Annotated in this window: 9 protein-coding genes; 2 read left to right on the top strand and 7 right to left on the bottom strand. The window is 53.4% G+C overall.

The genetic code is table 11. The features are described from left to right. Window positions 1-16: 16 nt before the first annotated feature. From I8J30_RS19735 to I8J30_RS19745, 4 genes are all read right to left on the bottom strand, one after another. Window positions 17-1351, bottom strand: a complete 1335-nt coding sequence (locus I8J30_RS19735; RefSeq protein WP_210661006.1) for an arsenic transporter — start codon at window positions 1349-1351, stop codon at window positions 17-19. A gap of 332 nt (window positions 1352-1683) precedes the next feature. Beyond that, window positions 1684-1812 carry a hypothetical protein gene (locus I8J30_RS33775; protein ID WP_276316161.1) on the bottom strand — a complete coding sequence of 43 codons (129 nt, stop codon included), beginning with the start codon at window positions 1810-1812 and terminating at the stop codon, window positions 1684-1686. A 150-nt stretch (window positions 1813-1962) separates the two neighbouring features. Then, the gene (locus I8J30_RS19740; protein WP_210661008.1) at window positions 1963-2979 is read right to left on the bottom strand and encodes a sensor histidine kinase; all 1017 of its coding nucleotides are present in this window, start codon (window positions 2977-2979) and stop codon (window positions 1963-1965) included. Next, complete coding sequence (locus tag I8J30_RS19745; protein WP_210661123.1) at window positions 2976-3647, bottom strand: response regulator transcription factor; 672 nt, start codon at window positions 3645-3647, stop codon at window positions 2976-2978. Before I8J30_RS19745 ends, I8J30_RS19740 begins: the two co-directional genes overlap by 4 nt. A 181-nt stretch (window positions 3648-3828) precedes the next feature. On the opposite strand from I8J30_RS19745, the gene I8J30_RS19750 reads away from it, so the two are divergent. Further along, window positions 3829-4596, top strand: coding sequence for an ABC transporter ATP-binding protein (locus tag I8J30_RS19750; protein ID WP_210661010.1), 768 nt, complete (start codon window positions 3829-3831; stop codon window positions 4594-4596). Continuing rightward, entirely contained in the window at window positions 4583-6535 is a 1953-nt protein-coding gene (locus tag I8J30_RS19755) for an FtsX-like permease family protein (RefSeq protein WP_210661012.1), read from the top strand. The genes I8J30_RS19750 and I8J30_RS19755 overlap by 14 nt, the downstream gene beginning before the upstream one ends. Window positions 6536-6604: 69 nt before the next feature. On the opposite strand, the gene I8J30_RS19760 is transcribed toward I8J30_RS19755, so the two are convergent. The 3 genes from I8J30_RS19760 to I8J30_RS19770 all read right to left on the bottom strand — a co-directional run bounded on the left by I8J30_RS19760 (window position 6605) and on the right by I8J30_RS19770 (window position 14358). After that, window positions 6605-12739, bottom strand: coding sequence for a S8 family serine peptidase (locus tag I8J30_RS19760; protein WP_210661014.1), 6135 nt, complete (start codon window positions 12737-12739; stop codon window positions 6605-6607). A gap of 174 nt (window positions 12740-12913) precedes the next feature. Beyond that, entirely contained in the window at window positions 12914-13660 is a 747-nt protein-coding gene (locus tag I8J30_RS19765; protein WP_210661016.1) for an amino acid ABC transporter ATP-binding protein, read from the bottom strand. Window positions 13661-13680: 20 nt separating this feature from the next. Continuing rightward, window positions 13681-14358: an amino acid ABC transporter permease gene (locus I8J30_RS19770; RefSeq protein WP_210661018.1), complete on the bottom strand. Its 678-nt coding sequence runs from the start codon at window positions 14356-14358 to the stop codon at window positions 13681-13683. Between the last annotated feature and the right edge of the window lie 14 nt (window positions 14359-14372).

A 14372-nucleotide genomic window follows, 5' to 3' on the forward strand; every position in this document is an offset into this window, starting at 1 on the left:
GGTTTGGCTTGTCTGGTCAAAAAATCCAACTCACCCAGTACGTCAATAGGACAAGCGTGAACAGCACGGTTAGCGGAATAACGAGGACCGTTACCTTCATATACTCGGCCCACTTGAGTTTCACACCGCCTTTTCGGATGATGTGCATCCACATAATCGTCGCCAACGTACCGATCGGCAGCAGAAGCGAACCAACGTCACTGCCGATTACACTTGCCAGATAGGCGACTTTGAGCGTAAGCGGGTCCAGGCCCATATTCGTCAAAGTCAGCGTTCCGACCATTAGGGCCGGATGGTTGTTAAACAAGTTGGACATGACGCTCAGCAGCCCGCCCATCAACACGCTGGCGTGCAATAAGCTGCCGGATATAATCGGCTGCAAATATTCAATCAACCACTCCGTTAAGCCGATGTTGCGCAGTCCGTAAATGATCACGTACATACCGAAAGCAAAAATCAAGATATACCACGGTGTTTTCTTCAACATATCGACGGGCGGTACTTTGAGATAGATCCAGCGCCATGTGAGAAGAAAAGCAGAGCCGATAACAGCCATTAACGCGACGGGAAAATGAAGATACGAAGCTACGAACAGGCTGATGCGCACGCAGAAAACGAATATAAGCACATTGCGCATAAACTTGCCGTTAAACTTCTCCTTCGGCGTTTCCCCTTTGAGTGGATGGCTGCCCGGCGTCATTTTCCACGGCTCCACTTCAGGCAGCTTCTTCGGGAGCGTACGGTAGAAGATCGCGAACAAGAGAAGAGCCATGAACATAAGTCCAATGAATGCCGGCACGAACATCATTGCCGTTTGCATGTAGAGGTCCATGTGAACGATTTTGAGCGCGATCAGATTGACGATGTTGCTTACCCCGATGGGAGCGCTGGAGGCTGTGGCAATCAGAGCACCGGAGAGGAGATACGGGATTTTCTGATGGTTTTTGAGCCCCATGCTCTTAAGCAGCATCAGCAGGATCGGTGTAGTTATCAGAATGCTGCCGTCGTTATTGACGAAGAGGGTCATGAGAAAACAGAACAAGTTGGTAAGCCAGAATAGCCGGATGCCGGAGCCCCGCGCCTTGCGGGTTAAAATTTCGGCTGCCCAGTTGAAGAAGCCGAAGCTCTCCAGCACAATCGCCATCACGATGGTCGCGATGATGGTAATCGCGGCGCCGTAGATCGTTTCCGTGATACTTCCCAAATCTCCAAGCGACACCGTGCCGGTAAGCAAGACGATAAACGCACCGACCGTTGCCGGTATCGCTTCATTGACATTCGGACGCCAGAACATAAAGCCGACGGTTAGGAAGAACGTACAAACTGTAATGATTGCCATTAAGTCGTGCATGTTTTTACCTCTCTTCAAGAAATCATTTCTCTAGTCTTTCATTCTCCTTTCAAGCCGAATAAGAACACTTTCCAGCGCGATGCTATTTTCATAGATTCCTCCTCCGCATGCCCGCAACTGCAGCGATGTACTGTATATATATGTACAAGGCAGATGGCTCGTACTGGACAATACCCCCGAATCTATGAAAACCATCTCCTATCAACGCTTGATAGATATCTCTGAATGGCATTTGCCGGGAGTAGATAGTTGCCTATCGCCTAGCGGATTAGTGCCTATCAATAAAAAAAGGCAGGCCCATAAGTCATCAGCGAATGACTTACGGACCTGCCTTAAATTTCAACTGCTTTTGCTGCCATGTAGATCTCTGGGTGAGCTTCTTTCTCCACATTCGCTGCTTTTGCTGCCATGTGGATCTCTGGGTGAGCTTCTTTCTCCACATTCGCTGCTTTTGCTGCCATGTGGATCTCTGGGTGAGCTTCTTGTGTTGCTCTGAGAGCTACTCTTTACTCAATTCCATCACTTTTCGGCCAATGTGTTGCTCTGGGAGCTACTCTTTACTCTGAAGGTACGCAGTTGGAAGACTACTCCCAATTAGCCGCTCTGCATATCTAAAGTTCTAACCTGCGGAACTTCGGAAAATGAATCGTCACCGCGGTATACGCGCCTTCCTCCGAAGCGATCGATACCTCATGTCCAAGCTTGGCAGCCAGCTGCTTGACCAGATAAAGCCCCATTCCTGTCGATTTCGTATGACTGCGCCCGTTCGAGCCGGTGAACCCTTTGTCGAACACGCGGTGCACCTCCTCGGGCGGGATGCCGATCCCGGTATCGCGGATGACAAGCCGTCTCTCGCTGCCGTCTTCCTCGCAGAAGGCCGTGACTTCCCCGCCTTCCGCCGTGTACTGCAGCGCGTTGGCCATGATCTGATCGATCATGAATGCCAGCCACTTGCTGTCGCTGGCCACGAACATTTCATCGCTTGGCGCGAGCAGAAACCGGATGCGCTTCGTGATGAAGAGCTTCGCGTATTTCTTCACGCTTCCTTTTACGACCGCCGAAATGCCGATTTCATGGATAAAATAATCCTTGGAGAACGAGTCAATCCGCGAATAATACAGCGCCTGTTCGACGTAGCCGTCAATCTTGCTGATCTCGTCCTCCAGCTTGTCGACTAACTCATCGACCGGTTTATCGTCGCTGCCCGACAGCAGCAGCTTGCTTGCGGTAATCGGCAGCTTCACCTCGTGAATCCAGGACATCACGAAATCCTGATGATCCTTCATCTCCAGCTGCACCTGCTGAAGACGCTTGACATAAGTCTCCTGCTGGCTGCGAAGAAGCCCGAAATACAGCGATTGGGCCTCATTCTGCGGCTCCGGCAGCGCCTCGAATCGTTCCAACTCGCCGCTATGGAGCAGCTCCGCCAGTTCCTTATAGAAGGAACGCCGATAGTAATAACCTGCCACGACATAGATGGCGGCGAACACAATGCAGCTTCCATCTATGTAGGCCACGTCACTCCAGCCGTTGCCGCTGACAATCAGCATGACGGTCACGAAGAGCAGCACGGCCGCAAACCAGCTTATGTAATAACGCTTGTCCTTCAAATAAGAGAGAAAGGTCATTCGATCATATACCCCTGCCCTTTCCGCGTCGAAATGAAGTCTTCACGGCCGAGTTCAGCCAGCTTCTTGCGCAGTCTCACGATATTGACGGTCAGCGTATTGTCGTCCACGAAGCTTTCGTCCTCCCACAGACTTCGCATCAGCTTCGTCCGGGTGACAATGGACCCTTTCTGCCGCATGAGCAAGCTCATAATGACGAATTCCGTCTTCGTCAGCTCCGCCTTCCGCTCGCCTAGATACAGGGCTCCATCCTTTAAGTTCAAGAGAATGCCGTCATGCTCGATGGCGCTCGTTTGCGCGTCCATGTAGGTGTAGGTTCGGCGCAGCAGCGCATTTATCTTAGCAATGAGCACGTCGGCGCGAAACGGCTTCTGAATAAAATCATCCCCGCCCATATTCATGGACATAATCATATCCATAGGGGTATTGCGCGAGGAAATGAAGAGAATGGGCACCTTCGACACGGCGCGGATCTCGCTGCACCAGTAGAAGCCGTCGAAGACCGGCAAATTAATATCGAGCAGCACGAGATGCGGCTCTTCGCGGGCAAAGCGGCCCATGACGTCTTGGAAATCGACGATAGCCGCTGTCTCGAACCCCCACTTGTTCAGCGACTCCCAGATCATGTCCCGAATAGTCGCGTCATCCTCGACGATCATGATTTTCAACGCAGCTTCGCTCCCCGCCATGGTTTCTTCCTCCATGTTACCTTTGGCCCCAATAGGAAGCAACCAACCTGACAAATCTGTAAGGTTACCCGCGGAAGCTGTAAGCTTGAGCTAGGGTTGATTCCTGTACAATGGAGCTATAACCGGTGCGGCAAGCACCTAACGGAGAGGACCACTGACGATGAAGACCATATTGGAAGCAACCGCCGTGCGAAAAGTATACGGCGCTAAGGGCAATCTATATACCGCCCTGCAGGACATTGACCTCGCTGTACGGGAAGGCGAGTTCGTCGGTATCATGGGCCCGTCCGGCTCAGGCAAGACGACGCTGCTGAACCTGCTGGCGACGATCGATCAGCCGACTGCCGGCGATATCGTCATTGACGGCCAAAGCATGCTGCGCATGAACGAGGAGCAGCTGTCGGCGTTTAGGCGCAGCAAGCTCGGCTTTATTTTTCAGGATTTCAATCTGCTCGATACGCTGACGGTGAAGGAGAATATGATATTGCCGCTCGCGCTGTCTAAGGCGAATGCCGCAGATATGGAGCGCCGTGCCGAGGAGGTTGCCGCCACCTTCGGAATCGGAGCGATTCTCGATAAATATCCGTATCACATCTCCGGCGGGCAGAAGCAGCGTACGGCCGCCGCCCGCGCGATGATTGCGCGCCCGAGCCTGCTGCTCGCGGACGAGCCGACCGGCTCGCTTGATTCCAAAGCAGCCGCCGACCTGCTGGACAGCTTGAGGGGATTGAACGAGCAAGACCGCGCCACCATTCTCATGGTCACGCATGATGCGTTTGCCGCGAGCTACTGCAAACGGGTTATTTTTATTAAGGATGGGACGTTGTTTACCGAATTGGTGCGGGGGTCGATGACGCGCAGCCAATTCTTCAAGAAGGTGCTCGATGTGCTGGCCGTGCTTGGAGGTGGCTCCGGTGACCTTGTTTAGTTTGGTCAAGAAGAACCTGATTGGGAATGCGCGCAGCTATCTGCTCTATTTCATCTCTCTCGTGCTGAGCGTGATGATCTACTTCACCTTCGTTTCGTTAATGTATAGCCCTGAAATCGAGGCCACCATGGAGCTTGCGGACAGCATCCGCAACGTTTTCTTCGGCGCTTCCGCCGTGCTCATTCTATTCGTCGCCGTGTTTATCTGGTATTCAAACGGCTTCTTCACAAGGCGGCGGAAAAAGGAAGTCGGTCTCTATGCGCTGCTTGGCATTCGCAAAAGAACCATCGGCCTGCTTCTCTTTTATGAGAATCTTCTGATGGGCGCAGCGGCGCTTGGGGCAGGGGTGCTGCTCGGCACGCTGCTTTCCAAAATGTTCGCGATGATCTTCCTGAAGCTGCTGGATTCCGCGGTAGAGGTCAGCTTCCGGTTCTCCGGCACTGCCATCGTCAACACGGTCATCGTGTTCATGGCGCTCATCTTGCTGGTGTCGGTACGGGCTTACCGCCTCGTGTACCGTTTCCAGCTCGCGCAGCTCTTCCAAGCGGACAAAGAAGGCGAGCATGCTCCGCGCACATCGCTGGTCGCGGCCCTTGCGGCCGCAGTGCTGCTTGCAGGCAGCTATTGGATCGTGTTTCAACCGATGACGACCACTTCACAGATGGGCCGGAACGGCTTGCTGTTCTTGATCGGGCTGATTGCGGGCACGTATCTGCTGTTTCGCTCCGGCATTATGAAGCTGCTGCAGCTGGCGCAGCGGAACAAATCCCGCTACTATTCAGGGATGAACCTCGTCGCCGTCTCTCAGCTCGCGTACCGCATGAAGGGCAATACCCGCACGCTGACCATGATCGCGCTGCTGAGTGCGATGGCGCTAAGCGCCGTCAGTACGGGATATATTATGTATACCGATAACGGACGGGCAGCCGAGGAGGCTGCGCCGTTCAGCTACAGCTGGGTCAGCCGCAGCGACCTTGACGCGAAGGCTGCCGCTCTTATCGAGGCGGATACATCGCATTCGATTACGGCGAGAGCGCATATTCCCGTCCTGCGCGCGGTAGGTGACGTATCGGAGCTTGTCTATATTCCGTCCGCCTTTCCCGCTGCCGAAATGCCGATGAAAGTGATGTCGGTCAGCGCATACACGAGCGCCGTCGGCGCGCTCGGACTTCGCAGCCGGCTAAGTGAGCTTAGGCGCGATGAGGCCGCAATGATTCGGCCGCGTTATACGTCCGATCTCTCTCCTGACGATTTCGTCGGCCGCACGATAGATTGGCGCAGCAAGGATAGCGCGGCGGAAGCCTCTGCTATAAGGACAAAAGTTCAGGTGACGCAGCTCTTGGAGGAGCACGTGCTGCGATGGGGCTATCCCGACCTTGCGCTGGTCGTAAGCGACGAGACGTTCGCCGCGATGTCGAAGGCTTCCCCTCCGATTACGTACATGGTGTACAACGTCGAGAATGAGCGCAAGACAGGGACGACGGCCAAAACGCTGCTTGCGATGGCCAAAGAAGATGATGAAATGTCGCCGTTCTACACCCCCTACCGCGAAGGACTGGAGAATGGCGGTCTGAATTTGTTCATTCTCGGCTTCCTCGGGCTCGTGTTCCTTGCGGCGACCGGCAGCATCATCTACTTCAAGCAGCTGGCCGAGGCACATGCCGACCGCGAGCGCTATGCGGTACTGCGCAAGATCGGCGTCAGCCGGCAAGAAATCCGCCGGGCAATCGCGAAGCAGACGCGGTTCATCTTCGCGCTGCCGCTTCTTGTCGGCATCGCCCACAGCGCCATGTTTCTGAAGGTGCTCGACAATGTAAACCTGATTGCCGGCAGCTGGAGCATTGCTTTGGCCATGATCGCTTATGTGATGATTTACACGGTGTACTACGGCATCACGGTCGCATCCGTGAATCGAATCGTCAATGGAGCTACAGCATAGAGCCGCGCCGTATATGCGCGTACAACCAAAAAGGACGGAGCAGGTTGAACCTGCTCCGTCCTTTTTGGTTTAGTTCATGAAGCCCACGAATTGCAGCCAACGTTTCAATACAACCGCTGCTTCCGCGCGCGTTGCATTCGCTTTAGGTGCAAATGCGCCTTCATTGTTGCCTTGCAGAATGCCTGCGCCTGCAGCTTGAGCTACAGCGTTCTTAGCCCAGCTTGCAATGCTGCCTTTGTCCGTGAAGGACAGCTGCGCCGAGGAACCGGACGTTTTGCCCGCGAACTTAAGCGCTCCGGCCAGCATGACAGCCATTTCTTCGCGCGTGATCGTTGCGTTCGGGGCAAAGCTGTCCTTGCTGCGTCCGGAAACGATGCCTGCTTCTACTACGGCGTGAACCGCGCTGGCGTACCATTTGTCTGCCGGCACATCAGCAAATGCAGTAGCTGTATCCATCATCTCAAGACCGAGCGCTCTTGCCAGCATCGCGGCAAACTCCGCACGCGTTTCGGTGCTGCTTGGCGAGAATGTGCTTGTTGAAGTGCCCTTCAGAAGCAGCGTCGAAGCGAGCAGCTCGATTTCTTTCTTCGCCCAATGCGTCGTCACATCGGCGAATGTTTTTGGCGATACTTCAACGATACCGTAGAAGCTTGCATGAGGAGCCTTAATGACGGCTTCTACTGTACCTTTTTCATTCGTCACCGTTGCTGGGATGAAGGACATTTCGCCTGTAGCAGGATCAACGAGAACAGCCATAAATTGCTTGCCTGCACCTTGACCTTCTGCGACGATTGTTCTTGTAACATAGGTGCTGCCGAAGTTTGTAATCTCTTCGGATTTACCGCCAGCGTTTGCAGTCACGGTAAAGTTAACGACACCGATAACATTCATGTTGTTCGCTTTCGCGCTGTCGGTAATATGCTGCTGTTGCTCCGCCGTAGGGGCAGTCATCGAAATGGATACCGTCATGCTGCTTAGATCGGAACCAAGCGATTGCGCAAGCCCTTTAAAGTCAACGGATTTGATCGGTAGATTGAAGCTTCCTTTATCGGTCTCTACAGCGATGACCGCATTCGGATTGGACTCTACCGCAGCTGCAAGCACATCTGCAGGCAGCTGCAAATCAACGTTGTCCGCCGCTTGATTGATATGAATCACGACCGCGTGCTTGTTGCCTTTGAGCGATTCGAACGCTTTCGTAAGATCATCTGCATCCGGCGTGACGGTTACGGTAGTATTACCGTCCGGCGTTGTGCCGGTTTTCACTTCGTCAGCCCCCGGTGTTAGAATTACGCCGTTATCCCCATCGGTTACAGGGTTGTCCGGCAGTGTCGGTACGCCAGGGCCTCCCGGAACAAACGTCGAGGCGGTTGTCACCGATACAATATTGGATTCACCCGCGCTTGGTCCACCGGATACCACGATTCTGAATTTATACGACGTGCCCGCCGTTAGGCCTTTTACCGTCGCCGTTGCGGCATCGGAAGCAAGCCATTCGGTCGTTTCGGATTTGGTCCATGTTGCCCCATTATCGGTCGACTGTTCAATTGCCAGCTCCCCGGCTTCCGACACAGCGGTCCATTCGAACTGAGCTTCTGTTTCGGATACGGCTTTATTCGTGAAATCGGTGATCGGTGTCGCTACGGTCGTCACATCCACGATGTTGGACACGCCGGCATTCGGACCGCCGGTGACAACGATTCTGAATTTATACGCCGTACCTGCCTTCAAGCCCTGTACCTTTGTTGCTGCAGCATCCGGCGCGAGAGGTTCAGCCGTCTCTGCCGCCTTCCAAGAAACGCCGTCATCGCTGGACTGATCAATGGAGATCGCTTCAGCGCCTTCTACAGCACTCCATTCGAACTCCGCTTCATGCTTGTTAAACGATTTATTCGTAAGGTCGCTGATCGCTTCAGCAGCGGACAGTTCATCGACAAAATCCTGTACACCTTTGCCGTCGATCGTCTCTTGTGGCGTTCCCGTTGCTTCAGAGTCAACCTCCAGGAAGTTCTTGACGATAAACGCCATATCCTTCGCGTCAACGAGTCCATCCTGGTTCAAGTCTTCCGCCGGGAAGTTCGTATCGGAGCGCTTATAATATTGGCCGGCAACCCGCTGCGCATCCAGAATATCGATCATGTGGTCGCCGTTCACATCGCCCGCCAGGTTCAGCGCTTGAGCTAACATAGCATTTTCCCCGACATGTTCATCAAACATCGTTTTACCGATTTTCATAGAGACTTGGCCGGTTAAATGCCCCGGAACTTCAATGGTGAATTCCGTCTCGTTCTCGCTGAGCGGGAGATTATCAAACACGACCCTGCCATTTCGCTCTATAGTCGCCTCATACGTAGTACCGTCTACGTTCGCAGTCGCTTTAGCTCCCACTTTGCTAAAGTCTTTGGAATAATCGAGGTTGCCATAGTCGCCGTCGAAGGCCATGAAGGCTTCAGGCCACAATGACCCTTCCACATTGGAATGCTTAGCTGCCACTTTGTAGCTGTCGACTTGATTGAAAAGAGGAATTTGCACGGCGGCTTCCTCTCCTGCTTTCGTATAGAAAAATTTCTCGATGTTCTGTTCGATATTCATCTTGTCGAGACCGGTATACAACCTGTCATCAATCAATTTGAACGTCACGTCAACGAACGGCATGTCTCCGTCAAATCCGGCGAAGTTATCGCCGACTACGGAGGCACCGACGTTCACGATGTTCTTGGACGACCAAACCGGGTCTTCGTGAATGACTGGTTCATCCAGTTTGACGGTTACGCCTGCTTCGTCAGCTTTTGCCCGGAAGGCATCGTTCACTTTCACATCTACGAATTCAAGTTCTCTGTAGTAGCTCACATCGTATGTGCCTGCGATCAAATCTTCGACATTATTCAGGTTGAGCGTCATGGTGACTTCTTCGTTCAAAGCCAATTTGTCCTTATCATACTCTGGGACGACATAAGGCGAACCTGCTTTGATAAATCCGTAATGCCGGAAATCCGCGACCAGGTACCCGTTCGTCGCCAGATCGATCGGGAATAGTGCCAGCGTAAGCGGCCTGTCCACCTTCGTTTCGGGATCGATCAAATCTTCGCGCGTGATACCGAACTTGACATCGCCGTTGTCTTCGACCTTGAACTCGCCGTCCGGGTAGATATTCTGGTTCTGGTAATAGAACAGACGGTTAGCGGCTTGCGTGATGCCGAGCGGCGCCAGCTTTGCCGTCCCCTCGTCGCTCAGGTTGGCATGAATCCAAATCGCATCGTGGCTCGCGCCTTGCAATTCTTCCGTCGTAAACATGGCGTCTTCAACTTCATACACGCCCGGAGCATAATCATTAAACGTGAGGGTTGGACGTTTATTATCGATAATAAACAGAGTTTCTTTCGTATAAATACGGCCTTCTGCATCCTTCGCAATTAGACGAAGCTTGTATTCGCCTTCCTTCAATAGCTCATACTGCGTCGAAATCTGATTGTCCGCCGGATCTCCGATATACGGGAGTATATACTCGCCCACTTGAAGCCAAAGTTCTTCATCCACCGGAGCATCCGATGCATCACGAGGTTGCGGAGCATAGCTTCCGATCGGATTTCCGTCTTTGTCCGTCACTACGGTTTCCACGGAAACCATAGGACTATTCAGCTTGAACATCATATATTTCAGGCTGTCTTGGAAAGGATGAGCAACTGACGGGTACTCCGACATGAACGCCGGATTAAGCAGGTACATATAATCAACACCCGGCTCCACGACACGAATCGCAAAAGGAACCTGGTACTTCTCATCGGCATTCTCTGCGTTGGCAAGGTGGACATAGCCCTCGTATCTGCCGTTCGCCGCAGTCGATGGAACGACAACGGTTACAGGCAACGTCACAGAAGCTCCCGCAGGAACCTTAACGGTCTCCGCTCCGCCTGCATTTATTGCAACGTTATTGTCAACCGCGCTCACGCTGCCGCCTGCAAAATACTCTGCCGCGATCATAAAGGTTTTATCGGTTGCGCTATGATTCGTAATGGTCATATTTCTGCTTTCGCCGATATCTTGGAACTTCGCATGGTTACCGTAGGAGATCGAACCCGTAGGGTTGTCGATCGTAACCGGCATGCCTGTCTGATCGAGCGTCTGGACTTTGTTCAACACCGTAATGGATACATCCGCATTTACGGCTTCGGTTACATCGACCTCGCCTGCGCCCACTTGGTAGACGGAGTAGTCGCCGTTCAGGTCGTCCGCCGTATTCATCAGCGCGGCTCTGACATCGAAAGGCGTATACTCCGGATGCTGCTGCAAAATCAGCGCAATGATACCCGCTACATGCGGCGTTGCCATCGAAGTGCCCGAGATTCGCGCATAAGCATGCGAGTAGTCAATGCCTTCTTCCTTGCTGTGAATATATTCCGGGTAAGTGGAATAGACATTCACACCCGGCCCAACGACATCCGGCTTAATATCATAGCTGCCGTTAACCGGGCCTCTTCCGCTGAAGTTAGCCAAATGGCCGCCTTCGGTAACGGTGCTTCCGATGGAGCTGAACGACACCTTCGGAGCCCCCATTGCTTTGAGGGCTTCGCCTACCGCTTGGGTCGTTCCGAAGGTCGGGATTAAGCCAGATCCATCGCCTACAAACGGAATATCGCCATCCACGTTATTCGACATGATCGCGGCAATAGCGCCTGCTTTCGCCGCATTTTCTACTTTTGTTTGAAGAGAAAGCGTTCCGCGCTGAATGAAAGCGACTTTGCCCGTAAGGTCTTTGCCTTCGAAGTCAGCCGTATCCGCTAATCCCACATCGACGATCTCGAAAGGTTGTTCCGTGTTTAACAAGCTTTCCAGCGAGGAATAGTTGTACGCAATGACATGCATCTCATCCAGCGAAATCGAATTTGCCGCGTCCGAGACACTCCCCGTCATTGTCTTCAGAGCTATCGCAAAATCGCTTGCGCCAACCGTAATACCCAGCGGCGACGTACCCGGGGAGGTTACCGTTTTCTCATCCGGTCCCGCATTCCCTGCGGCAACCGCGCAGACTACGCCAAGCAGCGTAGCGTTATTGATCGAGACGGCCTCAGCCATGAGCGGGTCATTAACCATAACCCCTAGAGAAAGATTGATGACATCCATGCCGTCTTGTACGGCTTTATCGATTCCCGCCATAATCTGACTCTCCGTGCCGCTGCCGTAAGGCCCCAAGACGCGGTACCCATACAGATCTGCTTCAGGCGCTACGCCCAGTGCCGGAGCGTCGGTTGCGCTGTTCTCGGCGCGGCCGGCGATCGTTCCCGATACATGCGTACCGTGAGACGTATAGTAGGTTCCGTTACCCTGATCTTCCGGTTGACCGGATGTTTGCCAATCCTTATACGTGGTTTCCATCGGATCCGCATCGTTATCGATGGCGTCCCAGCCTTTAATTGCAGACGGATCAATCGTCTTCGGATCCACGCCCTCTTGCGCGCGGTAGCCTTTGTAGGCGTGCGTCAAATCCGGATGGTTATAATCGATCCCTGTATCCAGTACGCCTACTTTAATCCCTTTGCCTTTAATGCCCTGCGCATGCAAGTCATAAATGCCATCCAGCGGAATCGAGTTATCGGTGGAAGGCGCATCGGATTGCCGGACGGCTTCTGCACCGGTTAGCAGCTCCATCTCTTTCGGATCGAGCTGTACGGCATTGTCCTTATAAATCGTTTTGACGACGCCTGAACGAAGCAGGCTTTCGACATCCTTGCCCGGCAGCGTCATGGCGACGCCGTTAAAAGCATGGTGATACTCTCTGGTGATCGCTACTTCTTCCGCATCAAAGGTAGCCGGGCCTTGCTCGGCCGCTTTCTTCTCTACCAACTGCTGCACGTAGCTCTTGAACGTCGCATGGTCGTCTGCAGCTTCCTCTAACGCTTCGTTGGGGGAAATTTTCACGCCTTCTGAAGCTTGTCTAAGCACTTCCACCCGCGCTGGCGCCTGCTTAAATTCCACGATGACGGAGACGGAAGCCGAGCTCTTGAGGTTGAGCTCGGGCGAAATAACGGGACGCTTGAAATCCAGCTGTTTCAATGCGCTCTTTTGTGCCGGTGAGAAATTGTAGTTGGAAGGACTAACGTCCTGAAGCGGATTCGCCGCAAACACATGATAGGGAAGGGCAAGCGATACCAGCATACTGCCGACGATAACTTTCGAAACTAGCTTCTTGCTGCTGCTTTTGTGCATACCGACTCTCCTTCAAGTAGATGAGAATAATAGACGGGAACAACTCTATTATGTAAATCTACTTGCTATCCTACCAACCGACAATGGGGGGAATTTCGGCATGAAAAAGCCCCGTCCTCAGATAGGACGGGGCTTTCAAATGTAAATATATTTCCATATTTACCAGTCTGACTGTTATTTCTCCAGCAAAATCGATAAAAACTGCTTGGTTCGTTCTTGCCGAGGGCTTCCAAATATTTGCTCCGGTGGGCCTTCTTCGACGATTACGCCCTCGTCGATCATGATAATGCGGTCTGCCACTTCGCGGGCAAACTTCATTTCATGCGTCACGATCATCATTGTTCGCCCTTCTTTGGCAAGCTCGCGGATAACTTTCAATACCTCCTGCACCAATTCGGGATCGAGCGCCGAGGTCGGTTCGTCGAAGAGCAGCAGCTTGGGGTCGATGGACATGGCACGCGCGATACCGATACGCTGCTGCTGACCGCCGGACAGTTGATGCGGGTAAGCGTCCGCTTTATCCGCGAGACCTACCTTTTCGAGCAGCTCCCGCGCCCGCGCCCTTGCTTGCGCCTTCGTTCGGCGCAATGCCGTAATCTGCCCCTCCATAACGTTCTGCAGCGCAGTCAAATGAGGAAACAGATGATACGCCTGAAAGACCATCCCCGTTTGCCTCCGCAGCGACAGCACGTCGGCTAGCTTAGGCTTCACGCCCGGCTGAAAGTCGATGCTGGCATTGCCGATGGCAACCGAGCCCGAAGTCGACACCTCCAGCACATTCAGGCAGCGCAGCAGCGTTGATTTGCCAGAGCCGGACGGGCCAATAACGACGAGCACGCTGCCCTGCTCGAGCCGCATATCGATGCCTTTCAGCACGGCCGAGGAGCCGAACGATTTCGTTAAATTTTGAACCTGAATCATCGCGCCTTCGTCACGCTCCTCTACCCGGCATCATACCGTTCGTAATATCGTTCCAACCGGCGCTGAAGCGTGGACAACACCGTGCATAGCAGCAAATAGATCAGCGCCACTTCGCAATAGATGAGCAGCGGCTCATAGACGACCGCCGTAATTTGCTGCCCTTTCTGAAACAACTCCGTGAACGTCACCGTCGACGCCAGTGACGTATCCTTCACCAAGCTGATAAACGAGTTCGACAGCGGCGGAACGGACACGCGCGCAGCCTGTGGCAGAATAATCCGCCGCAGCGCCGTCAACCTCGTCTGTCCAAGCGAATAAGCCGCTTCCCACTGCCCGCGCGGAATAGAGATAATTGCCGCGCGTATGATTTCCGATCCGTATGCTCCCACACTTAACGTAAATCCAATCACTGCTGCTGGGAACGGGTCGATCGTAATGCCGACACTCGGCAGCCCGTAGAAAATAATAAAGAGCTGCACCAGCAGCGGCGTCCCGCGGATTATCCACACATAGAAGCGCGCCAGCTGTGCCAGCGCGCGCAAATCCGACAGCCGTACAAGTGCCGTCACGACGGCCAGCAGCAGACCAAGTACAAACGAAATCAGCGTTAGCGGGACTGTGAAAGCTAATCCTGCCTTCAGCAGAGGCATGAAATTTTCGAGAAAGATGTGCAGCAGCCGCTCTGTGCGATCGCTCATGATGATCAACCGCC

The organism is Paenibacillus lignilyticus, assembly GCF_017942085.1.
GTDB classification, from domain to species: Bacteria; Bacillota; Bacilli; order Paenibacillales; family Paenibacillaceae; genus Paenibacillus_Z; species Paenibacillus_Z lignilyticus.

What these genes read in the sequence shown, in the direction of transcription:
- I8J30_RS19735 (WP_210661006.1), bottom strand. Translation starts at nt 1,351, where the DNA reads ATGCACGACTTAATGGCAATCATTACAGTTTGTACGTTCTTCCTAACC.
- I8J30_RS33775 (WP_276316161.1), bottom strand. Translation starts at nt 1,812, where the DNA reads ATGGCAGCAAAAGCAGCGAATGTGGAGAAAGAAGCTCACCCAGAGATC.
- I8J30_RS19740 (WP_210661008.1), bottom strand. Translation starts at nt 2,979, where the DNA reads ATGACCTTTCTCTCTTATTTGAAGGACAAGCGTTATTACATAAGCTGG.
- I8J30_RS19750 (WP_210661010.1), top strand. Translation starts at nt 3,829, where the DNA reads ATGAAGACCATATTGGAAGCAACCGCCGTGCGAAAAGTATACGGCGCT.
- I8J30_RS19760 (WP_210661014.1), bottom strand. Translation starts at nt 12,739, where the DNA reads ATGCACAAAAGCAGCAGCAAGAAGCTAGTTTCGAAAGTTATCGTCGGC.
- I8J30_RS19765 (WP_210661016.1), bottom strand. Translation starts at nt 13,660, where the DNA reads ATGATTCAGGTTCAAAATTTAACGAAATCGTTCGGCTCCTCGGCCGTG.
- I8J30_RS19770 (WP_210661018.1), bottom strand. Translation starts at nt 14,358, where the DNA reads ATGAGCGATCGCACAGAGCGGCTGCTGCACATCTTTCTCGAAAATTTC.